Source organism: Lutibacter agarilyticus (genome assembly GCF_900188235.1).
Taxonomy (GTDB): domain Bacteria; phylum Bacteroidota; class Bacteroidia; order Flavobacteriales; family Flavobacteriaceae; genus Lutibacter; species Lutibacter agarilyticus.
In genome coordinates, this window is sequence record NZ_FZNT01000009.1 from 88,159 (window position 1) to 112,154 (window position 23,996).

Sequence of the window (23,996 nt, forward strand, 5' to 3'; positions counted from 1 at the left end):
ATGAAGGCCCTAAAATTAACATCATTGGTATTGCTATTTTTAATTACCTCCTGTAACTCAATAAAGGTTGTTGCTGATTATGAAACAACAACAGATTTTTCGCAGTACAAAACATTTGCATTCTATAAAAAAGGAATTGATAAAGCTGAAATTTCAGATTTAGACAAACGAAGAATTTTAAAAGCGGTGGAAGCTGAATTATTAGCAAAAGGATTTACAAAATCAGAAAATCCTGATTTATTAGTAAATATTTTCACAAAATCAACAAGAAAAGTTGATGTAAATAACAATAATTTTGGTTACGGTTTTGGCGGTTACGGTTATCACGGTTGGTATCCGTGGTACTATGGTCCTAATTTTGGAACCACTATTTCCGAATATACAGAAGGAACTTTATTTGTAGATTTAATTGATGCAAATAAAAAAGAATTGGTTTGGCAAGGTATTGGAAGTGGAGGTTTAACAACTTCTGGAAATGTCGAAAAAAAAGAAGCTAGAATTAAAGAGTTTGTAGCTCAAATTATGGCACAATATCCACCAGCAGTAAAAGTTACGCCTTAAGTTATAAAATTAGTATTGAATTATAAAACGTTTTGATTTTTTCAGAACGTTTTTTTTATATTCGCCATATGGAATTTAAAAAACCGATTCCTTTAGAGGAAGGAGATTACTACGTAAATGAACAAGGTTATCGTGTTTTTACGGAACAATACCATTTAAAAAGGGGGTATTGTTGTAAAAATGGATGTAAACATTGTCCGTTTGGTTATGATAAAAAAACAGACACATTTAAATAATTAAAGCGAAAAAAAATGTTAAAAAAAATAATAGTTATTCTAATCGTATTAGTACAGTTTTCAGCATTTGGTCAATTGCAAAATACACTTGATAAAATTACTCAAAGCGGTCTTACAAGCAGTGTAATTGGTGATGGTTTAAAGGAAGCTTTGGAAAAAGGAATTACAAAACAAGTAACAACGCTTGCTGGTGAAGATGGTTTCTTTAAAAATGAATTGGTGAAAATAGTTTTACCTGAACAACTTCAAAAAGTAGATAAAACTTTGCGAAAATTAGGAATGGGGCAATTAGCTGATGAGGGATTGAAATTATTGAATAGAGCCGCTGAAGATGCGGTTGGTGAAGCTATTCCAATTTTTACAGATGCCATAACAGGAATTACTTTTACAGATGCAAAAAATATTTTAGCAGGAAATGAAGATGCAGCAACATCTTATTTACAAACAGCTACATCTGAAAAGTTATATGAAAAATTCAACCCAATTATTAAACAGTCTTTTCAAAAAGTTGGGGCTGATAAAGTTTGGGAAACAATTATTAGTAAATACAATTCAGTGCCAATGACCAGAGATGTCAACCCTAATTTAACAGATTATGTTACAACTGAAGCTCTTAGTGGAGTTTATAAAATGGTAGCTGTTGAAGAAAAGGAAATTAGAGGTAAAGTAGGTGAGCGTTCAACAGATTTATTACAAAAAGTATTTGCAGTACAAGATTAATTAAAGTTTTGTAAAAAAGGAGGCTATCTAAAAAGTAAGCTTTTCGTCAACCTTAAATAAATTTAGAATGACGAGTTTTGATGCTTTTTAGATAGCTTTTTTTTGTTTAGAAATGACTTTCTAATTTTTTATGTAATTCTTTAAAATAGTCAAACGCCAATAACATTCTAGATCCAGGCCAGCTAAACATTTCGCCATCGGCAAAAACAGTGATAGATCTGTTTGTAAATGAAGCTATTTCCATAGCGTGCTCATCTTTAAAAGGAAAAGGTTCTGAAGATAAAAATAGCACTTCAGGATCACCTTCATGTCGAATTTTGTTGATTTCAACTTTAGGGTAACGACTCATATTTGCATAAATGTTTTCAAACTTATTTAGCTCAAGCATTTCATTTATAAAAGTATCATTCCCTGCAACCATCCACGGTTTTGCCCAAATAAAATAGGCAACTTTTCGGGTTGGTTTGTCAGCAATAAATTGTTTAAAATCGTTTAGTTTAAATTCAATTTTATGCGCTAAATTATCAGCTTCAGTTCTTCTGTTTAATAGTGAACCCAGTCTAAGAATTAAATCAACAGCTTGTTGAATAGTATTTACATCTGAAAAATAAGTAGGCGCTATTTTTTCCAACTCAGGAAGCATGTCGTAGGCATTTTCTTCTTTATTACATAAAATAAAATCAGGTTTTAGTGCTTTAATTTTTTCGTAATCTACTTTTTTAGTGCCACCAATAACGGTTTTCACAGATTTTAAATGATAAGGATGTATGCAAAATTTTGTGATACCAATCAATTCATTTTCCAATGCTAAATCGTACAATAATTCAGTTTGTGAAGGAACTAACGATACAATTCTTTTAGGTGTAGATTTTAAGGTGATTTCTCTTCCAATTTGATCTTTAACTGTTTTCATTTTAAAAATATGAATTACGATTTTCAGGCACTATTTCTTATGTAAATAGCTACATTGTTAATAAATTTCAAGTAAAAGTAGCTCTCGACTTTACTAGAAATGATATTTTTTAAACTTCTCACTTCTCACTTCTCACTTCTCACTTCTCACTTCTCACTTCTCACTTCTCACTTCTCACTTCTCACTTCTCACTTCTCACTTCTCACTTCTCACTTCTCACTTCTCACTTCTCACTTCTCACTTCTCACTTCTCACTTCTCACTTCTCACTTCTCACTTCTCACTTCTCACTTCTCACTTCTCACTTCTCACTTCTCACTTCTCACTTCTCACTTCTCACTTCTCACTTTTCACTTCTCACTTCTCACTTCTCACTTCTCACTTCTCACTTCTCACTTCTCACTTCTCACTTCTCACTTTTCACTTCTCACTTCTCACTTCTCACTTTTCACTTTTCACTTCTCACTTCTCACTTCTCACTTCTCACTTCTCACTTCTCACTTCTCACTTCTCACTTCTCATTTCTCACTTCTCACTTCTCACTTCTCACTTCTCACTTCTCACTTCTCATTTCTCACTTCTCACTTCTAAAATAGCTGCCATTTCTTGTTGTAATTTTTGTGCTTCTTTCTGTGCTTTTATGGCAAAATCTTCACCTTTTCCAGCGTAAATAATTCCTCTTGAAGAGTTAATTAACAATCCACAATCCTTATTCAATCCGTATTTACAAACATCCTGTAAATTTCCACCTTGCGCACCAACACCTGGAACTAGTAAAAAATGATCTGGAACTATTTTTCTTATGGTTGAAAAATATTCAGCTTTGGTAGCACCAACAACAAACATTAAATTTTCTGAATTTTTCCAAGTAATTGCGGTTTTTAGCACTTCTTTATACAATTCATCATGTTCAGTTTTCAACCCTTGAAAATCCAAACCTCCTTTGTTAGAAGTTAACGCTAGAAGAATGGTCGTTTTATTTTCAAAAGCTAAAAATGGCTCAACAGAATCGCTTCCCATATAAGGAGCCACCGTTACCGAATCAAAATTTAAATCTTCAAAAAAAGCTTTTGCATACATTGTTGAGGTGTTTCCAATATCGCCTCTTTTAGCATCAGCGATGGTGAAAATCTCTGGGTAGTTTTCGTTGATGTAGTTGATTGTTTTTTCCAACGCTTTCCATCCTTTAATACCGTAAGCTTCATAAAAAGCGGTATTTGGTTTGTAGGCAACCGCTAAATGGTGCGTAGCATCAATTAGTTGCTTGTTGAATTCGAAAATTGGATCTTCTTCGGCTAATAAATGTGTTGGAATTTTAGTAATGTCAACATCTAAACCAATACATAGAAACGATTTTTTTTGTTGAATTTGTTCAATAAGTGCTTGTCTATTCATAACTTCAAATAAAGAGTTCCGCAAAAGTAGTAATTTTAATACTTTAAGTTATATTTGTTTACTAAATATTCTTGTATTGATTCGTTATATTTTAAATAAATTATTTTATGGATTGCTAACACTGTTTGGTGTGGTTACCGTTATATTTTTCTTATTTAATATTTTACCCGGTGATCCTGCACGTATGATGTTAGACCAACGAGAAGATGCGGAACAGTTGGCTAATATTAGAAAGAAATATGGTTTTGATCAGCCTGTTGCAACACAGTATTTGTATTATTTAAACGATTTATCGCCTGTTTCAGTTCACTCAAACAATCCAGAAAATTACACGTTTTTAAAAAGTGATAAATATACGTTTGCTGAATTGTTTTCAATAGGGAATAAAACAATGGTAATTAAATATCCTTATTTGCGAACATCATTTCAAATGAACGATAAAAATGTTTCAGAAGTAATTGCTGAAACACTTCCAAATACAGCAATTTTAGCCATATCAGCAATCACAATAGCTATAATTATTGGCATATTTTTTGGCATACTTTCAGCATTGTATAAAGATACTTTTTTTGACCGTTTTATTGCTGTTATAAGCACTTTAGGAATGAGTGTACCATCTTTCTTTTCGGCCATTTTATTTGCTTGGTTGTTTGGTTTTGTGTGGCATAAATACACGGATTTAAATATGACAGGAAGTTTGTATGAAGTAGATGATTTTGGAGAACACATTACTATTCAATGGAAAAATTTAATATTGCCAGCCATTGTTTTAGGGATACGACCTTTAGCAGTTGTAATACAGTTAACCAGAAATTCGTTGTTAGAAGTTTTAAACCAGGATTATATTAGAACGGCAAAAGCGAAAGGACTTTCAACGTTTAAAATAATAAAATCACATGCCTTAAAAAATGCATTAAATCCTGTTGTAACGGCTGTTTCGGGTTGGTTTGCTTCTTTATTGGCAGGTGCTGTTTTTGTTGAATACATTTTTAACTGGAATGGCTTAGGGAAAGAAATAGTAAATGCCTTAAATACGCTTGATTTACCTGTGATAATGGGAAGTGTGTTAATTATTGCTACGATGTTTATTGTAATTAATATTTTGGTTGATATTTTATATGGAGTGTTAGACCCAAGAATTAGAATAAAATAAAGTTGCCTTGTTGATTTTCAATCGAAAACGATTGCGGAAACAATCCTGTTTTTAATCCTTTATTAACGTGTAAAATAGTAAATTTGTAAGGTAAAACTAAAGATATAAAGTAAAATATAATACCATGAGAAAACAAATAGTTGCAGGAAACTGGAAAATGAACAAAACTGTTCAAGAATCTACACAATTAGCTGATGAAATTGTTGGAGAAGTTAAAGGTTTAACACTTGATAATACACGTGTAATTGTTACACCAACTTTTGTAAACATTAGTGAAGTTCTAAAAGTTACTGAAGGTTCAGCTGTTGAAGTTGCTGCACAAAACATGCACCAAGCTAAAAGTGGAGCTTATACAGGAGAAATTTCTGCTGAAATGTTAACATCATTAGGTTTAAAAACTGTTATTTTAGGTCATTCTGAAAGACGTGAATATTTTGGTGAAACTGATGCTATTTTAGCTGAAAAAGTAGATGCTGCTTTGGCAAACGGATTAGAAGTAATTTTCTGTTTTGGTGAAGTTTTAGAAGATAGAAAATCAGACAATCACTTCAATGTTGTTGAAAGTCAAATTAAAAATGGATTATTCCATTTACCAGTTGATGCTTGGAAAAATATTGTTTTAGCATACGAGCCAGTTTGGGCTATTGGAACTGGTGAAACTGCTTCTCCTGAACAAGCGCAAGAAATGCACGCTTTTATTCGTAAAATTGTTGCTGAACAATACAATGCTGAGCTTGCTGATAACGTATCAATTTTATACGGAGGAAGTGTTAAACCTGGAAATGCAAAAGAAATTTTCTCTAAAGAAGATGTTGATGGTGGTTTAATTGGTGGAGCTGCTTTAAATGCAGAAGATTTTATTGCATTGGTAAAATCATTCTAAGAAAAAGTTAAAATACTTACAAAATACAATACGGTTTTCTTTCAATATGAAAGGAAACCGTATTTTTGCATTCTGAACACATAAATTATGATAAATTATATAGGTTACACGTTTAAAGTGAGTCCGAAAGAACCAGCAACCGAGATTTTAATTGCACAATTAGGATTGGAAGGATTTGAGAGTTTTGTTGAAAATGAAGACGGTGTAACGGCTTACATTCAAGAAGGAGATTGGAATCCAATTATTTTAGAAGACATTCAAATTTTAAATTCAGATGAGTTTGAGATAACCTATGTTGAAGAAGTTATTGAGCAAACCAATTGGAATAGTGAGTGGGAAAAGAATTTCAATCAAATTCAGGTAGATAATTTGGTAAGTATCCGTGCACCATTTCACGAAAACCCAAATTTAAAATACGATATTGTTATTGAGCCAAAAATGAGTTTTGGAACAGGTCATCATGAAACTACACATATGATGGTGCAGCAATTAATTGATTTAGATTTGACCAATAAAAAAGTGTTGGATATGGGGTGTGGAACTGGAATTTTAGCAATTTTTGCTGAAATGAAAGGAGCAAATCCAATTGATGCTATTGATATTGATAATTGGTGTTACGAAAATTCTATAGAAAATGTAGAACGAAATAATTGTCAACATATTACTGTTTTTGAAGGAGATGCAGCATTGTTAGCAGGTAAAAGTTACGATATAATTATAGCGAATATTAACAGAAATATTTTATTAAATGATATGGAAGCTTATATGAATTGCTTAAATAAAGAAGGAGTTATTTTATTTAGCGGTTTTTATACAGAAGATATTCCTATTATTGATGCTGAAGTATTAAAATATGGTTTAAAATTAGATAAAACTATTGAGCGAAATAATTGGGTGTCTTTGAAATATATTTCTGAATAATGATCGTTTATGGTGGTTCATATACTGAAGAAGTTGGTCCCGGATTAAGTGGGACGGGAAATGGTATTTATTGTTTTTATTTTAATAATGAAAATGGTGAACTATTCTTATTAAATACTTTTTTGAGCAGAAACACTAGTTATATTGCTATTTCAGAAGATAAAAAATACTTGTTTAGTTTTCAAGAGGTTTCATTAGATAAAAAACCAATAGTTCTTTCATATTTTATAAATGATGATTGCTCATTGGATCTAATAAACCAACAGCCAATTGAAGGAGGTTTACCATGTCATTTAGATGTGATAAATAATGAAACATTAGCTGTTGCTTGTTACCAAACAGGAAGTGTTCATTTATTTCCAATTAACCAAAATGGATCATTAGAGAAAAGTTCTCAAATTATAACAAACATTGGAACAAGTGTAAATGTTGTAAGACAAGAATGTGCACATTCTCATATGATAGCTGTACAAAACAATCAAATTTTTGTACCAGATTTAGGTATAGATAAAGTGATTGTTTTTAATGAGAATAAAAACTCATTAATAGAAGATTATAACATTAAAATGGCTTTAGGAGCAGGGCCAAGGCATATTGTTTTTCATCCATTGGGTGAATATGGTTTTGTTATTAACGAATTAACAGGTGGTATTTCAATAGTGAAAAAGATAAATGCTAAATTTGAAATTATAGATAATATTAGTTCAATTCCAAATACATATAAAGGAACTCCTTCAGCAGCAGCCATAAAAATAAGTCCAGATGGTAATTTTTTATATGTTTCAAATAGAGGAAGTAATACTATTGCTATTTTTAAATTTATAGCTGAAAGTGGTAAACTAATGTTGGTAGATCAACAACCTACAGGAGGTGAAACTCCAAGAGATTTTACAATTTCTCCAACAGGAAAATGGTTGTTAGTTGCTAACCAAGATTCAAATAATATAATTGTTTTTAAAAGAGATTTAAATTCTGGAAAGCTTACAGAGGTGTATAAAAATAACGAAGCGGAATCTGTAGTTTGTTTAAAATTTTTATAAATTAGTTGAAATTATGAGTACAAAAGAAAAAATACAGGAAGAAGTTGATGTTTTAGAGCAGGAGTCAAATTTAAATGAAATAGTGTTATTTAATGATGATGTAAATACATTTGATTTTGTGATAGACTCTTTAATTGAAGTTTGTGAGCACACTTTAGAGCAAGCAGAGCAATGTACTATGTTAGTGCATTATAAAGGGAAATGTACGGTTAAAACTGGAGAGTATAAAGACTTAGAGCCGCGCTGTACTAAATTGTTAAGCAGAGGGCTTTCAGCTGAAATTATATAGTAAAATTTTAAAATTTATTTAAAAACCTAACAAGAAATTACCTTGTTAGGTTTTTTTATGCACATATTTTTTAAAACATTTTTTTTTATCTTAATGAAAAAAAAGTTGAATAAATATGAAATTTATCAGTTACTATCGTTTTATGAAATTATATTTTTGATTTGATGAATTTTAAAAAAATATAATTGAAATGAAATTAAGAACACTATTTATTGGATTGTTAGTAGTTGCTGTAGTTAGTTGTAACTCAAAACCTGCTCAAGAAAAAAAGAAAGATGTAGTACAGCAAGAAGTACAAGCTTCCAAAAAGATTATTCAAAATTTTACAATTGCAAACAAAGCTGCAGGTGATTTTAAGGTTGGAGATGAAATTGTATTTCCAACTAAAAATGATATTTATAAGTTAGAAAAAAGTGTTGTAACTAAAATGGTTGAAGGTGAAGAAGAAAAAGAAACAATTTATACTGTTTTAGATAACAACGAAAAATTATTGAATTTAGAAACTGTTGAATATTTAGAATCAGGTATTGTTGTTGAAAAAATTGGTGAGCTATTGGTTTTTTCAGCTAAGTTTAAAACAAGTGAAGGTATAGGAGTATCATCAACTATTGACGAATTTATAGCAGCATATCCAACCTATAAAATTTGGTACACATATGTAAGCGATATGTATGTGCTAGAAACGGAAAGTGTTAACGCACAATTTCTTTTAGATAAGAACGATTTTACAGGTGAATTAAAAATTTCAAGTGACCAAGAGTTTTTAAAGAAAACCGATTTTAAATCAAATTCTAAAATTGTAGGGATTAGAATTTATTAAAAAAAAGAGACTGTCTTAATTACTGTTTTTGAGACAGTCTCTATTTTATGTTACAACGGAATATTTCCATGTTTACGGTCGGGCTTATTAATTTCTTTGTTTTCTAACATTTGAAATGCTTTTATTAATTTTCTACGTGTATTTTTTGGGTAAATTACTTCATCAATAAAACCACGTCTTGCCGCCCTATAAGGATCTGCAAATTTATATGCATATTCGGCTTCTTTTTCCTTCAGTTTTTCTTCAGAATTTTTAGCAGATTTAATTTCGTTTTTAAAAATAATTTCAGCAGCTCCTTTTGCACCCATCACAGCAATTTCAGCAGTAGGCCAAGCAAAATTCATATCAGCTCCAATATGTTTAGAGTTCATTACATCATAAGCTCCACCGTATGCTTTACGGGTAATTACTGTAATTTTTGGTACGGTAGCTTCGCTTAAAGCATACAATAATTTAGCACCATTTTTTATAATACCATTCCATTCTTGATCGGTTCCAGGTAAAAATCCAGGAACATCAACTAACACTAATAAAGGAATGTTAAAACAATCGCAAAAACGCGTAAAACGTGCTGCTTTAATAGAACTGTTTGTATCTAAACAACCTGCTAATTGCATTGGCTGATTGGCTACAATACCAATACTTCTTCCTCCCAGTCTTGCAAAGCCAATAATTATATTTTCGGCATAGTTTTTTTGAATTTCAAAAAATGAATCTTCATCAATAATACCCGTAATAACATCGAGCATATTGTATGGTTTATGTGCATCTTCAGGAATTAAACCAATTAAATGCGGTCTTAATTCTTCACCCAGTTCATAAGGGATTTTTTTGGTGGTTTCCTTATTGTTTTGAGGCATATAACTTAAAAGTGTTTTAAGATCTTCTAAGCATTGAATGTCGTTTGCAGCAGTTAAATGTGCTACACCCGATTTTGTTGAATGTGTACTAGCACCTCCTAATTCTTCTGAAGTAACTTCTTCATTAGTTACTGTTTTTACAACATTCGGACCGGTTACAAACATATAGCTAGTGTCTTCAACCATAATGGTAAAATCGGTCATAGCAGGTGAATAAACAGCGCCACCAGCACAAGGTCCCATAATAGCTGATAGTTGAGGAATAACACCCGAAGATTGTACATTTCTATGAAAAATATCGGCATAACCACCCAAAGATTTTACCCCTTCTTGAATACGTGCACCACCAGAATCATTTAAACCAATACACGGAGCACCAACCTTAACAGCGTGATCCATAATTTTACAAATTTTCTCGGCATGTGTTTCAGATAAAGCGCCTCCAAAAACGGTGAAATCTTGTGCAAAAACATAGACTAAACGCTCATTAATTGTTCCGTAGCCAGTGACTACACCATCACCAAAAAAGAGTTGATCTTCCATACCAAAATCAGTTGTTCTATGGGTAACCAAAACACCCATTTCTTCAAAAGACCCTTCGTCAAGTAAATAATTTATGCGTTCTCTAGCTGTAAGTTTTTTCTTAGCATGTTGTTTTGCAATGCGTTTTTCGCCACCTCCTAATTGCGCCAAAGCAACCCTTTTGTCTAATTTTTCAATTTTAGTATCCATTTGTTTATCCATAATGATCTATTTTGGCTGTTAATTATTAGGTAGTCTTAATTTTTTTTGATCTTCTAAATATAGTTTTAGCGCAACCAAAGCGGCTAACTCAGCCTCCTCACTTATTTCTGTTTGAAGTTTTTCGGGCGTATAATAATTTTTTACAAAATGTGTATCGAAATTACCAGACCTAAATGCTTCATGTTCACACACAAATTTACCAAATGGCAGCGTAGTCATGGCTCCTATAATCTTATAGTTATCTATGGCTTCAATCATTAATTGAATGGCTTCATCACGTGTTTTTCCGTAGGTAATTAATTTTGAAAGCATAGGATCGTAATAAATAGGTATATCCATTCCTTCTTCAAAACCATCATCAACTCTTATACCTTTTCCAACAGGAGGTTTATAAGTGCTTAAAAAACCAACGCTAGGTAAAAAATTATTTAAAGGATCTTCTGCATACACACGTAATTCAATTGCGTGACCATTTATTTTTAAATCACTTTGATTGAACGGAATGGCTTCACCTCTGGCAATGTTTATTTGTTGTTCAACTAAATCAACATCTGTAATTAATTCGGTTACAGGGTGTTCAACTTGTAGGCGCGTGTTCATTTCTAGAAAGAAGAAATTTAAGTCGCTATCAATTAAAAATTCTACAGTTCCTGCACCTATATAATCACAAGATTTGGCAACTAAAACAGCTGCTTGTCCCATTTTTTCTCTTAGTTCGGGAGTTAAAATTGATGAAGGAGCTTCTTCAACCACTTTTTGATGTCTTCGTTGTACACTACATTCTCTTTCAAAAAAGTGTAAAATTTTTCCGTGGCTATCAGCGAGTACTTGAATTTCAATATGACGTGGAGAAGTAATGTATTTTTCAATAAAAACAGCACCATCACCAAAGGCCGAAACAGCTTCACTAATAGCGCGTTCCATTTGGTTTTCAACATCTTTTTCCGATTCAACAACTCTCATTCCTTTTCCACCACCACCAGCTGCAGCTTTAATTAAAATAGGGAATCCTATTTCACATGCAATTTCAACAGCTTCTTTTGGGTTACTTATGGCTCTGTCAACACCAGGAACCATTGGTATATTGTAATCCTTAACAGCATCTTTTGCAGCTAATTTATCTCCCATCATTTTTATTGATTTCGACTTTGGACCTATAAAAATAATGTTATTTTTTTCGCATAATTTTGCAAAATCTGCATTTTCACTTAAAAAGCCATAACCAGGATGAATGGCGTCAACATTTAGTTTTTTTGCAGCATCAATAATTCGTTCTCCTACTAAATAAGATTTACTTGAAGGAGCTTCACCAATGCAAATGCATTCATCAGAAAATCGTACATGGGGTGCATTTCTATCAGCTTCAGAATATACTGCGACTGTTTTAATTCCCATTTTATGGGCCGTTTTCATAACTCTTATGGCAATTTCACCTCTATTTGCAATTAGTATTTTTTTCATTTCATTTTCTTTAAGCCATTTCAATTATTAATTCACCTTTTTCAACGGTAGCTCCACTTTTTACAGCGATACATTTAATAATGCCATCTTTTGGAGCACTAATAGTATTTTCCATTTTCATGGCTTCTAAAATTAGTAATGTGTCACCTTCATTAACTTGCTGACCTTCTTTAACGTTTATGCTTAAAATTAAACCAGGCATTGGCGCTTTAATATCATTTGCTTTTTTAGCAGTTCCAAGAGAAAACCCCATTTTGGTAATTAACTGATCTAATTGATTAGAGATATTAACAGTGTAACTATTAGCATTTACTTTTATAATATATTCCTTGTTGTAGAAGTCTGATTTTTTAAGCTTAATGTCGAAGGATTTATTGTTATTAATCACGTGGAACTGTGATTGTGCTAAATTTAATAAATCTAGTTGGTCTGCATCAGAATTTTTTAAATCGAATTCAAATGAATTATCGACTCTTACTTTAAAATTTTTGTCCATAGTGGTTAAAATTGTTGTTGGTTAACTGCAGAAAATATATTTGAATTATATAAAGTTAAGATATTTTTCAATACTAAAATTAAACAATTGTAATTTTTGTTACTAAAAGTGCTTTTTTTAGGTTTATAATTAGGTTTTAATTGCGAGATATCTAAAAATAGAATTGTAAAGATGATGATAGTGAAATTAGTGTTTATAGCGATTAGGTTTATTGAATAATGTTTTCTTTACTACATTATCAGAATTGTAACGTTTATTAATCCTTATTTATAATGAGTCTGTATAAATTTAACCCATAGGTCGTTTATCTTGTTTACCCTGTTAAAATAGAATATAAATATGAAAAAAGAGTTGTATATTATTGAAGTTATGCGGATTAACTTTGTTGTATAAAATTAAAAACCAAAATCATGAGCTTAAAAAAACAATATTTAAAAAGTAAACCAGTTTGTAAAGTAACATTTTCAATGGATAAAGAAGCTGTTGCAGGTGCTGGAAAAGTAGATTTATTAGGAGAATTTAACAACTGGAATACTGCCGAGCCAGTTAGTATGAAAAAGTTAAAAAATGGAACTTTTAAAGTTACTATTGATTTACCTTCTGAAACTGAATTTCAATTCAAATATTTGTTAGATGGTGAAAAATGGATTAACGATGATAGCGCTGATAAATATGTAAATAGTGGGTTAGGAGCAGAGGAAAATTCTGTTGTTAGTTTATAAGTTATACATAACTTTATATAATTAAAAAAGAGAGTTTGGGTAAACTCTCTTTTTTATTTTACTACTAACTAAAAAAATCAAAAACATTACTTATTTGAATAAGTAATTGAATTATGATGTAAATTTAATTACATTTTTTAGTTAGAATAATGACTTTTATCAGTTCTCCAAAAATAATTCGCTAAAGTAACATTTGTTGCTTTTTTTATTACCTAAAAGCTGTGTATTGAACTATTAATACTAGCATTTTGTCAAATGCACTATTATTAAATAATTGACTTGTTTTAAATTACTCCTTTTTAAATTCAATTACTTTTTTATCATCTTTACCTTTATGCTGGATTAAACTGGTAATTACAATTACAATCATTGTTAACACTACTGTTAATCCCATTTAATTGATCCTTGTAAGATTAAGAAATAATAAGTTTTCAGATCAGTCTTTGTTATATTACTTTAAAATACTTTGTAATAGGAATTTAATACAATTCTTTATACCTGTTGGTATAACTGTAACAACCAAGCAGGTGTTCTATTTGTTTGTTCTAATGATTGTAAGTTTATATTTTTATAATGTGGTAAGTTTATTTGTTTTTAATAATTAAATTTTTAAAGATTATATAGATTAAAAACAAATAAAAATAACAATGTCAGGATTGTACAAGATAGTTGCTTGAAATATAATTAGTTAATTTGTATTACTATTTAAAAGTATGTATTGTAAGATTCTATAATACATTTATTTTAAAGTATGAAAATTGATAATTTCATAAGTAGTTTGTTTAGATTTGGTTAAAATTCTTTAATAAAATTAATTTTATTAAAGAATTTTTTTTGTGCTATCTTTATTCTCAGGATAGTGCAGGATGGCGCTTCTTTTGCTTAATTATATATTTATGCTCAAATATATTTAAACGAAATCACACATAATAACATCGTATTTTTATGCAAAAATTCAATTTTTTATTAGGTATTTTATTATCCCTAACTTGTTTTAAAAATGTTTTAGCTCAAGAAAAAAAGGCACACAAGGATAAACCAAATATTATTTTTATACTAACTGATGATCAACGGTTTGATGCTATTGGTTATGTAGGTAATAAGTATGTGCATACACCGCAAATGAATGATTTGGCTGAAGCCGGAACTTATTTCAATAATGCAATTGTAACTACGCCTATTTGTGCTGCAAGTAGAGCTTCAATATGGACAGGTTTATATGAACGTTCTCATAATTATAATTTTCAAACTGGAAATATAAGAGATGAGTATATGGCAAACTCTTATCCGATTTTACTTAGGAAAAACGGATATCATACTGGGTTTTACGGTAAATTTGGAGTGAAATATGGAGATTTGGAAAGTCAATTTGATGAATTTGAAGATTATGATAGAAATAATCGTTTCCCTGACAGAAGAGGTTATTACTACAAAACAATTGATAAAGATACGGTACATTTAACACGTTATACTGGACAGAAAGCTCTAGATTTTATCGATAAAACATCAAGTGAGCAACCTTTCTTGTTATCGCTAAGTTTTAGTGCGCCGCACGCACATGACCGAGCTGAAGATCAATATTTTTGGCAAAACACTACCAATAATTTACTAGCTGATACCACAATTCCTGGTCCAGTACTTGCTGATGATAAGTATTTTGATGCGCAACCTGAAATTGTAAAAAAAGGGTTTAATAGATTGCGTTGGACATGGCGTTATGATACTCCTGAAAAATACCAACACAGTTTAAAAGGGTATTACCGTATGATTGCAGGTATAGATCTAGAAATAGCTAAAATACGTGAAAAATTAAAAGAAAAAGGATTAGATAAAAACACCGTTATTATTGTAATGGGTGATAATGGTTATTTCCTTGGAGAGCGTCAAATGGCAGGTAAATGGTTAATGTATGATAATTCTATAAGAGTGCCATTAATTATTTTTGATCCAAGAGTTAACAAGCATCAAGATATTGATGAAATGGCTTTGAATATTGATGTTACTTCAACCATTGCAGATATTGCAGGTGTTTCAATACCAGATTCTTGGCAAGGAAAAAGTTTAATGCCATTAGTGAAAAATGAAAAAACTTCAATAGAAAGAGATACAATTCTTATTGAGCATATTTGGGATTTTAGTGAAATTCCTCCAAGTGAAGGTGTTCGTACTTCAGAATGGAAATATTTTAGATATGTAAACGATAAATCTATAGAGGAATTATACAATTTGAAAAAAGATCCTCTAGAAACTAACAATCTTATCGGTAAGAAAAAATATCAAAAAGTTGCTGCTAACTTAAGGTTGAAGTGTGACGAATTAATCAAGAAAAATAGCAATAAATTTAGAACAGCACCTTCCGATTTAACAGTTGAGTTAATCAGAGAGCCAAGCACTGATGTTGAAATATTTGATTTAAAACCAGAATTTGGTTGGACAGTTGCTAATGAATCTAAATTTCAGTCGGCTTATCAATTATTAGTTGCTTCATCAAAAGAAATTATTGATGCAAATAATGGTGATGTTTGGGATAGTGAACGTGTAAGTTCAAATGCATCAACAAATGTTGAATATGCTGGCCCTTCATTAGAAGTGGGCAAAAAGTATTACTGGAAAGTTAGAATTTGGGATGAAGAAAATAGGTTAGTTGATTATTCTGAGGCTCAAAAATTTACTACAGGTAAAAGTGATAGTTATATAATTTCTACTGAAAATAAATTTGTTGTCAGTAAAATTAAACCTGTGAAGTTTGAAAATAGAGGAGATTTCTATTTTATGGACTTTGGAAAAGCAGCTTTTGCTACTATAGATTTTACATACAAAGCAAAAACACCACATACTTTAACCATACGTATAGGAGAACAATTAGAGGGTGAAAATATCAATAGAACACCTGCGAAAAAGAGTAATATTCGTTATCAAGAGTTAAAAGTTGATGTGAAACCGGGCCAAACAACGTATAGAATTCCTGTTCAAACAGATGAAAGAAATACAAGACCTAACAAAGCAATTCCATTGCCAGAAGGATTTCCTCCGTTAATGCCATTTAGATATGCTGAAGTTGAAGGTGCTCAAGAATCTATTTCTGCTGAAAACTTTGAACAATTAGCATATCATACGTATTGGGATGAAGAAGCTAGTAGCTTTGAAAGTAACAATGATATTTTAAATCAAGTTTGGGATTTATGTAAATATTCAATAAAAGCAACAACTTTTAACGGTTTATATGTTGATGGTGATAGAGAGCGAATTCCTTATGAAGCCGATGCTTATTTAAATCAGTTAAGTCATTATACTGCGGATAGAGAATATGCTATGGCAAGACGAACCATAGAGTATTTTATGCAACACCCAACTTGGCCAACAGAATGGCAACAACACGTTCCTTTATTAATTTATGCAGATTATATGTATACAGGAAATACGGAACTTATTGAGCGTTATTATGAAGCATTAAAACATAAATCATTGTATGAATTATCTAACGAAGATGGTTTAATTACTTCAACAAAAGTAGATGCTGATTTTATGCGTAAATTAGGTTTCCCTGATGGTTATAAAAAACCATTAACTGATATTGTAGATTGGCCATCAGCAAATTTTAATGGAAGTAAAACAAAAGGAGAACGTGATGGTTTTGTATTTAAACCTTACAGTACTGTAATTAATGCATTTTTTTACGAGAATATGAAAATTATGGCTGAATTTGCTAAAATTCTTGGTAAAACACAAGAAGTATTAGACTTTGAATTAAGAGCAGCTAAAGCTAAAAAAGCGGTAAATGAACAAATGTTTGACAAAGAACGTGGTATTTATGTAGATGGAATTGGTACAGATCACGCATCTTTACACGCTAATATGATGCCATTGGCATTTGGGCTGGTTCCTGAAGAACATTTTCAATCGGTTGTTGATTTTGTAAAATCACGTGGAATGGCTTGTAGTGTTTATGGCGCTCAATTCTTAATGGACGGTTTATACAACGCTGGTGAAGCAGATTATGCATTAGAATTATTAACAAGTAAAGATAAAAGAAGTTGGTATAATATGATTCGTATTGGTTCTACTATTACTTTAGAAGCTTGGGATTTAGAATATAAAAACAATTTAGATTGGAATCATGCTTGGGGAGCAGTACCAGCAAATACAATTCCTAGAGGTTTGTGGGGTATTAAACCAAAAACACCTGGATTTAGCATTGCTACCATTAAACCTCAAATGAGTAAATTAAAATCTAGTGCTATTGAAGTTCCAACTGTTTTAGGAACTATAAAAGCTAGTTATAAATTTAACGGTGCAAGATTACAAACCTATGAAATTGAGATTCCAGCAAATATGGTGGCAGAATTTTCGTTAAATTCTTTAGACGGAAAGAATCTTATTCATAATGGTAAAAAAGTCCCATCGGCTTTTGATATGATCCGATTAGAGCCAGGTAAACATACTATAAAGTTAGTGATAAACTCTTTTTAAGAAGAATTTAATCTAAAAGGATACCTCGTGGACTTTCTTCGAGGTATTTTATTTTAAATAAGTAATTATGAAAACTTTTTTTACAATAATTTTTTCAGTACTTGTATTAAGTGCTGCTAATGCACAAGATAAGATACTGTCGGCAAGTTTAATTGACAACTCCAAAATAGCAGACAATGGTTTGTATTTTAATGGAACAAGTGGCGTTGATTACCAATTTTCGCCACGTATATCACCTCATGGCGATTGTGTAGATGTTGTAAATGGTTATGTTTTTGTAACATGGTATAAAGGCGGCATGGATAAGCGTAATGTAATGCTATCTAGGAAAAAATTAGACGACCCAACAGCAAATTGGGTTACTATAGAATTTCCACATCAACATGTTGGTTATCGTGGTACAGACCCAACCAAAGGAGATTCGCACAATACAATAGCTATTGGTATAAGTACCATAGACGGTACTATTCACTTACTATATGATATGCATGCTTATAGTGAAACTTCTTTACCAAATGATTTTTTTAATTACTCAGTTTCTGAAAAAAACAAAGCTTTTGTGCCAGACTCAGAGTTTAACTTAAGTATTTTTAAGCCAAAGCAAAACTATTTAAAATTAGGTGAAAATTATAACCGTATTACATATCCAATGCTTCACAGAGCAGATGACGGAAGTCTTTTGGTAAGATATAGAGTAGGTGGTTCGGGTAATGGAGATATTGTTATGGCGCATTATAATGGTACAAGCTGGACTGATAACTGGTTATTTCATAATGGTACTTTACCTTTGCCTGATAGAAACAATATGTATGGTGGAGAGCGTTTTTTAAATGGAAAGTTCTATTCAGGTTTCTCTATACGCTATGCAAATAACAATTCAGATACGCCAACCAATGGTTATTCATACAATAGTGGCTTGTATTATGCTTATACCAATGGCATACCTAAAGATCAGTCTACTCAATGGTTTGATGTAAATGATAACCCTATTACATTACCTATAATAAATAATTTAGATCCAAACCTAGATCCTGTTCAAATAGGGCAGCCAGGAGATGATTATGGAACAACAACCAACCCAAGAAATACAAGTGATCCTGCTTGGACTGTTACCGAAAGCGGTGCTATACACTTTGTTACTAGAGTAGATAATATAAATGTGCATTACTATAAAAAAGCCTTAGATGCTAACTTTTCAAGTAATTCTGGTGGTATAATTCCTAATCCAGAAGTAAGAGGTGAAATTTACAGTTATAAAAACCACGTATTTATGGTTGAACTTTTAGCCGGAAAAGTGAATGTAAAATCAACATTAGAAGGACAAAACGACTGGAATATTGTATTTACAGATGATGGAACAGAAAACTTTATGCATTTTGATGCTTTTGTTGAAGGAAATAAATTATACGTTTATTTGATGGAAAATACCAGTGGAGATGCAAGACCTTTGCATTTAAAAGTATTTAATCTATCTGAAGTAGATGCTCCCGTAGTGGAGCTTCCAGACTACAAACTCGAAGCCGAGAACTTTACCACGGCTTCCTCAGATATTGTTATTGAAGATAATCCTGCAGCTTCAAATGCCAAAGTAATTGGTTCTTTTTCTAGCAATCAGTTTTTAGAATATAGATTTCAAGTAACCACACCTGGGCCTTATGATTTTATTTTGTTTGCAGCAAATAGAAATAGAGACGATTCTATTATGGATATTGAAATAAATGGTGTTATGTATAGTAGTGTTTTAATTACCCGTTCCTTTGATTGGAATGTGTTTTTAGAAACGACTATTCCAGATATAAACCTCGTTCTAGGAGAAAATGTGATCAAACTAACTCAAAAAAGATCGTTATCTAGTGAACCTGATAAAATTGAGTTGTATCTTAAATCAACTTTAGGTGTTGGTGATTTGGAACAAAAAAAGTTAACTATTTATCCAAATCCTAGTAATGGTATATTTCATATTAAAACCAATATTCCTAACCCTAATTATAGCATAAAAACCATGTTAGGTCAGATTTTAGAAAAAGGTGTTTTAAGAAATAATGTATTGAATCTCTCAAACTATGCTGTAGGTATTTATTATATTGAATTATCTTCTGAAGAAGGAAGATTGGTTAAAAAGATAGTCATAGAATAATAATAGAAGAGAGTTAAATTCAAAAATAATCTAATAATAGTAGTTCAATCTTGAATGTTAGTAATCTGTGATAGAAAAAGGAATAAACTATACTGTAAATATTTTAAATGTATAAGAAATGACTAAGTTATCTGCATATATTGTAAGTTTATTCCTTTTTTTAAACACTTTAAGTTTAGTTGCTCAAAAAATTGAGCGACCTTTTATTTGGGTTGAACATAAAGATAGAGTAGAAATTCTTGCTAAAATTGAAAATGAAGCTTGGGCAAAACAGTTTTACAATAATTTCAAACAACGCTTAGATACTGATATTATTTTATATAAACAATCACCAAAAGAATTTATTGCAAAACTTCCTTTCGATTGGTCTAAGCAAGAAGTAGAAAAAACACCACCTTTAAAAACATATAATAACTTTACAGAATCAAATAGTTCTGATAGATTTATACTAAATAAATACCTACAAATAGGTGTAGATTGCAGTGTGTTGTATTTTTTAACAGAAGATGAAAATTACGCACAATGTGCTGCAGCTATTTTGCATGCATTTGTTGAAGGAGTTTTACAACTTACACCTTCTAAAGAATTAGGGAATGGTGGTTGGATTTACCCTACAGACTATTTAAGAGAAGCGCGTGTTTTTGGAGCTCAAGTACCCATTATATACGATTTTATTGCACTTTATTTAGAAAAGAACAATAAAGTGTATGATATTGGAAAAAATGATTTCACTAAATTTTCAGAAGAAAACGCTCAAAAGGTTTTTTTAACCTATGCAAATTTAGCAGCTTATCACGGGCATAGAGGTTCAAATTGGTCGGTTTTAATGTCGTTTAGTTTGGTTCAAAATGCCTTGGCATTGAATAATTTAGAAGAACGAAAAAAGTATGTAGATTTTTATTTAGAAGAAGGAACTAGTAAGCAAGATGCCTTGCCCGATATTTCAGCAAACTATAAAAAAGAAGGAGATGTGTATCCTGAAACTTCACAATATTCAAATGGAGTAGCTGCCTATACAACACGAATGCTGCTGATTTTAAACAAATACAACCCAAGTTTAAAATTAGGACAAAAGTATTATAAAATTCCTTTTTCATTAGATAGATGGAATAAGCTTCATTATCCAAATAATGAAATTATTAGATTTGGAGACGGGCACAGGAAGTTTGGTGTACAGTATGCATCTTATGATATGGCCTATCTTTTAGGTGAACAAGATGGCGTAGGAAAACTTACAAATAAATTTGGCCCACTGATAACTAAAAGTATTCAGGAAGGTAAGTATGATAGAGCAAATGTAGGTAAACGTTCTGATGGTGCATCTGTATATTTTACACCAACACAATTATTGTGGCTTCATAAAACAAAAGAATATTCAGTTGAAAATACTGTTTTACCTAGAACAGATGATTTTTCTCATGCAGGTGTTTTTTTACAGCGCAATTTAAGTTCAACAAATAATCCTGATGATGGTTTAATGTGTTTTGTTGGTGGTGCGCATATGGTTCATGGGCATGCAAGTGGAATGGATATGGAGTTGTATGGCTTGGGTGAAGTACTTGGAGTTGACCACGGACGTGGACAATATAGAACAGATTTACATGAAAACTATTCTAGATTATTTGCAGCGCACAATTCAGTAATTGTAAACGGAGCAAGTCAAGGGGAAGGTGATTGGGTGAATTTAGGAATGAATACTGTTGAATTAGTAACCATGGAGCCAATGCCTTTAGAAAAGGCAATTTCACCAAATCATTCTTTTACAAGAACTCGTTTTTTAGATGATAAAGGAGATAAAGCCGAAGCAACACAAGAAAGAACCTTGGCGTTAATTAGAACCTCGCCAACTACTGGGTATTATGTTGATGTTTTTCGTTCAAAATCTGCCTTGCCAAATGAGTATCACGATTATTTGTATCATAATATTGGAGATGAATTAAATTTTTTAAACAAAGATTTAGATTTAAAATCTGATGAAAATAGATTCAATGCAAATGCCAATGATAAGCATATTAGAAATAGAAAATATAGAAATCCAGGGTGGCATTTTTTTAAAGAAGTAAAATCATCAAGCATTTATGAAGCTGATATAAAAGCTCAGTTTGAGCTAAATAAACTCAGCAAAAAATCTTATATGAATGTTTTTGTTGTAGGAAATAAGAATAGAGAATACACCAAAGTAATGGCACCTAAAACTTTTGAAGCACCAGTAGCTTATGAAAATTTACCAACGCCTACATTGGTTATTCGTCAAAAGGGAGAGGCTTGGACAAATCCTTTTGCTGTAATTTATGAACCAAGTTTTGATGAAAATTCAAAAAATGGAATTCAATCTGTAACTAAACTAGAAAATAATGGCGTTTTTAAAGGTTTTAAAGTTGTTAGTAAAATAGAAAGTAAAATTTGCACACAATACATTATCAATCAAAATCAAAAAGGAGTTTATGAACATAAAGAACTAGAAATTTCTTTTAAAGGCGCCTTTGCAGTTTTAACTTTTGATAAAAATAATAAACTACAAAATAGTTACATAGGAGAAGGAGATTCTTTAACTGTTGGTCAAGTTCAAATGCAGTCAAAAAATATGCAACCAATAGCAGCTTACATTGAATTTTTAAATGAAGATTATAAGATAAATGCTACCGAAAATACTGAATTTAATATCAATAATTAACAGTTGTTACAAGCTTAATTTTTTTAAATTATTTATTGAAAAGTAATTCTACATCGTTATAATAGCTAAATTTTTAAAACACCATAATAGTACAGGATAAACTTCATTTTACTAAATATTACATTTAACAACTGTAAGACAAATTATATGAGAAAAAGGGTAATAAATACATTGTTTTTGTTGAATACGCTGATAGCTGTACTTGCTCAAAATCCTATTGTGCCAAATCAAGGATTGAATGATCCTCATATTCATATTTTTAATGATACCGCTTATGTGTACGCATCTCATGACAGATCAGCTGATGATAAGGCATTTATTATGGAAGATTGGTGGATTTGGTCTTCTCCAGATTTAGTGAACTGGACAAAACGTAGTGTTTTAGATCCAAAAAATACTTATATAGGAGAAGGTTTTCAGGGTTGTTGGGCAACTGATGTTGGCGAAAAAGATGGTAAATACTATTGGTATTTTTCAGAAAAAAATCAACAGACGGGTGTTGTAGTTGGTGATTCTCCTGTAGGTCCTTGGAAAGATCCTTTAGGAAAACCATTATTAGCATCAGATTTAACGCCAACAGATGAGTATGATATGGCTATTTTTGAAGATAATGGAGAGCATTACATTATTTTTGGTGTATGGGATTACTATATAGCAAAGCTAAATTATGATATGATAAGTTTGGCTGAAAAACCAAGAAAACTAATCATAAACAACCCAAGAGGTCCATACAATCCTGATGGTAAGAATCTTGAAAAACCAACGGATGACAAACCATTTGTTCATAAAAACAACGGTAAATATTATTTATCTTGGGGTTGTTTTTATGCCATGTCTGATAATTTATATGGCCCGTACGATTATAAAGATTCAGTAATAAAAGAAGAAAGTTTTGCCAAAGGGTATGATGCGCCAACTTGGCCAAACGGATTTTTACAAGGGCGTCACGGTTCATTTTTTCAATGGCACAACCAATGGTATTATACCTATTGTGATATGAGTCAAACAGGAAATCGTTATTTTAGAGACGCTTTTATTAGTTACATTCATTATAAAGAAAATGGAGAAATAGCAACCATTAGAGTTGATGGAGTAGGTGTTGGTCAATACAATGCTAACCAATCTAAAATTGAAGCCGAAGATTATTTTAAAACAGATGGACTTGTAAAAAAAGAGTTTGGTAACAATTTTGTAGTAGAAACCACAGCGAATAAAAGTTATTTAAATTATCCGAATATAAATGGTTTGGATGTATATAGTAAAATTAATTTCAAATTATTAGCGCCAAGTGGAGGTGAATTCTCTATTGAAATTCGAAAAGATAATTTACAGGGTGAATTGGTGGGTAGTAAAAAAATCACCATTAATAGTAACAATAAATTGGAAGATGTAATAATTACACTTTCAACATTAAATCAAAAAGAAAATCTCTATTTTTTAATAGAACAATTAAACAATAAACCGTTACAAATAGAATCATTTACATTTTTAAAATAAAACAA

The 23,996-nt window shown here is 31.1% G+C and carries 19 protein-coding genes; 14 read left to right on the forward strand and 5 right to left on the reverse strand.

The window, feature by feature from the left end; genetic code table 11:
* From CHB67_RS14420 to CHB67_RS14425, 3 genes are all read left to right on the forward strand, one after another.
* Positions 1 to 561: a DUF4136 domain-containing protein gene (locus CHB67_RS14420; RefSeq protein WP_089382500.1), complete on the forward strand. Its 561-nt coding sequence runs from the start codon at positions 1 to 3 to the stop codon at positions 559 to 561.
* A gap of 68 nt (positions 562 to 629) precedes the next feature.
* On the forward strand, positions 630 to 797 hold the full coding sequence (locus tag CHB67_RS17050) for a DUF5522 domain-containing protein (RefSeq protein ID WP_176461291.1): 168 nt from the start codon (positions 630 to 632) through the stop codon (positions 795 to 797).
* A gap of 15 nt (positions 798 to 812) precedes the next feature.
* Positions 813 to 1,517, forward strand: coding sequence for a DUF4197 domain-containing protein (locus CHB67_RS14425; protein ID WP_089382501.1), 705 nt, complete (start codon positions 813 to 815; stop codon positions 1,515 to 1,517).
* A gap of 106 nt (positions 1,518 to 1,623) precedes the next feature.
* Here CHB67_RS14425 and CHB67_RS14430 read toward each other — a convergent pair whose 3' ends face one another.
* Both CHB67_RS14430 and pyrF read right to left on the reverse strand, forming a co-directional pair.
* Entirely contained in the window at positions 1,624 to 2,430 is an 807-nt protein-coding gene (locus CHB67_RS14430) for an ABC transporter substrate-binding protein (RefSeq protein ID WP_089382502.1), read from the reverse strand.
* A 566-nt stretch (positions 2,431 to 2,996) separates the two neighbouring features.
* On the reverse strand, positions 2,997 to 3,824 hold the full coding sequence (pyrF, locus tag CHB67_RS14435) for an orotidine-5'-phosphate decarboxylase (RefSeq protein WP_089382503.1): 828 nt from the start codon (positions 3,822 to 3,824) through the stop codon (positions 2,997 to 2,999).
* 76 nt (positions 3,825 to 3,900) lie between these two features.
* Between pyrF and CHB67_RS14440 the strand changes: the two genes are divergently transcribed.
* From CHB67_RS14440 to CHB67_RS14465, 6 genes are all read left to right on the forward strand, one after another.
* A complete protein-coding gene (locus CHB67_RS14440) occupies positions 3,901 to 4,977 on the forward strand; it encodes an ABC transporter permease (RefSeq protein ID WP_089382504.1) in 1,077 nt (358 codons plus the stop codon).
* Between the two features lie 124 nt (positions 4,978 to 5,101).
* Positions 5,102 to 5,860 (forward strand): triose-phosphate isomerase, encoded by a 759-nt coding sequence (gene tpiA / locus CHB67_RS14445; RefSeq protein ID WP_089382505.1) that lies wholly within the window; start codon positions 5,102 to 5,104, stop codon positions 5,858 to 5,860.
* Between the two features lie 87 nt (positions 5,861 to 5,947).
* Positions 5,948 to 6,781 carry a 50S ribosomal protein L11 methyltransferase gene (gene prmA, locus CHB67_RS14450; RefSeq protein ID WP_089382506.1) on the forward strand — a complete coding sequence of 278 codons (834 nt, stop codon included), beginning with the start codon at positions 5,948 to 5,950 and terminating at the stop codon, positions 6,779 to 6,781.
* Positions 6,781 to 7,821, forward strand: a complete 1,041-nt coding sequence (locus CHB67_RS14455; RefSeq protein WP_089382507.1) for a lactonase family protein — start codon at positions 6,781 to 6,783, stop codon at positions 7,819 to 7,821. Before prmA ends, CHB67_RS14455 begins: the two co-directional genes overlap by 1 nt.
* A gap of 13 nt (positions 7,822 to 7,834) precedes the next feature.
* A complete protein-coding gene (locus CHB67_RS14460; protein WP_089382508.1) occupies positions 7,835 to 8,110 on the forward strand; it encodes an ATP-dependent Clp protease adaptor ClpS in 276 nt (91 codons plus the stop codon).
* A gap of 190 nt (positions 8,111 to 8,300) precedes the next feature.
* Entirely contained in the window at positions 8,301 to 8,930 is a 630-nt protein-coding gene (locus CHB67_RS14465) for a hypothetical protein (RefSeq protein ID WP_089382509.1), read from the forward strand.
* Positions 8,931 to 8,980: 50 nt separating this feature from the next.
* On the opposite strand, the gene CHB67_RS14470 is transcribed toward CHB67_RS14465, so the two are convergent.
* From CHB67_RS14470 to CHB67_RS14480, 3 genes are read right to left on the reverse strand one after another with little or no spacing between them, the layout of a single operon-like run.
* On the reverse strand, positions 8,981 to 10,522 hold the full coding sequence (locus CHB67_RS14470; protein WP_089382574.1) for an acyl-CoA carboxylase subunit beta: 1,542 nt from the start codon (positions 10,520 to 10,522) through the stop codon (positions 8,981 to 8,983).
* A gap of 30 nt (positions 10,523 to 10,552) precedes the next feature.
* Positions 10,553 to 11,995, reverse strand: a complete 1,443-nt coding sequence (locus tag CHB67_RS14475; protein ID WP_089382575.1) for an acetyl-CoA carboxylase biotin carboxylase subunit — start codon at positions 11,993 to 11,995, stop codon at positions 10,553 to 10,555.
* Between the two features lie 10 nt (positions 11,996 to 12,005).
* Entirely contained in the window at positions 12,006 to 12,491 is a 486-nt protein-coding gene (locus tag CHB67_RS14480; RefSeq protein ID WP_089382510.1) for an acetyl-CoA carboxylase biotin carboxyl carrier protein subunit, read from the reverse strand.
* 410 nt (positions 12,492 to 12,901) lie between these two features.
* On the opposite strand from CHB67_RS14480, the gene CHB67_RS14485 reads away from it, so the two are divergent.
* The 5 genes from CHB67_RS14485 to CHB67_RS14505 all read left to right on the forward strand — a co-directional run bounded on the left by CHB67_RS14485 (position 12,902) and on the right by CHB67_RS14505 (position 23,991).
* On the forward strand, positions 12,902 to 13,213 hold the full coding sequence (locus CHB67_RS14485) for an isoamylase early set domain-containing protein (RefSeq protein WP_089382511.1): 312 nt from the start codon (positions 12,902 to 12,904) through the stop codon (positions 13,211 to 13,213).
* Positions 13,214 to 14,158: 945 nt separating this feature from the next.
* Positions 14,159 to 17,683, forward strand: a complete 3,525-nt coding sequence (locus CHB67_RS14490; protein ID WP_089382512.1) for a sulfatase-like hydrolase/transferase — start codon at positions 14,159 to 14,161, stop codon at positions 17,681 to 17,683.
* Positions 17,684 to 17,750: 67 nt separating this feature from the next.
* On the forward strand, positions 17,751 to 19,820 hold the full coding sequence (locus tag CHB67_RS14495) for a BNR-4 repeat-containing protein (protein ID WP_089382513.1): 2,070 nt from the start codon (positions 17,751 to 17,753) through the stop codon (positions 19,818 to 19,820).
* A gap of 118 nt (positions 19,821 to 19,938) precedes the next feature.
* Complete coding sequence (locus tag CHB67_RS14500; protein ID WP_089382514.1) at positions 19,939 to 22,494, forward strand: heparinase II/III domain-containing protein; 2,556 nt, start codon at positions 19,939 to 19,941, stop codon at positions 22,492 to 22,494.
* A gap of 147 nt (positions 22,495 to 22,641) precedes the next feature.
* Positions 22,642 to 23,991 carry a family 43 glycosylhydrolase gene (locus tag CHB67_RS14505; RefSeq protein WP_089382515.1) on the forward strand — a complete coding sequence of 450 codons (1,350 nt, stop codon included), beginning with the start codon at positions 22,642 to 22,644 and terminating at the stop codon, positions 23,989 to 23,991.
* The last annotated feature ends 5 nt before the right edge of the window (positions 23,992 to 23,996 follow it).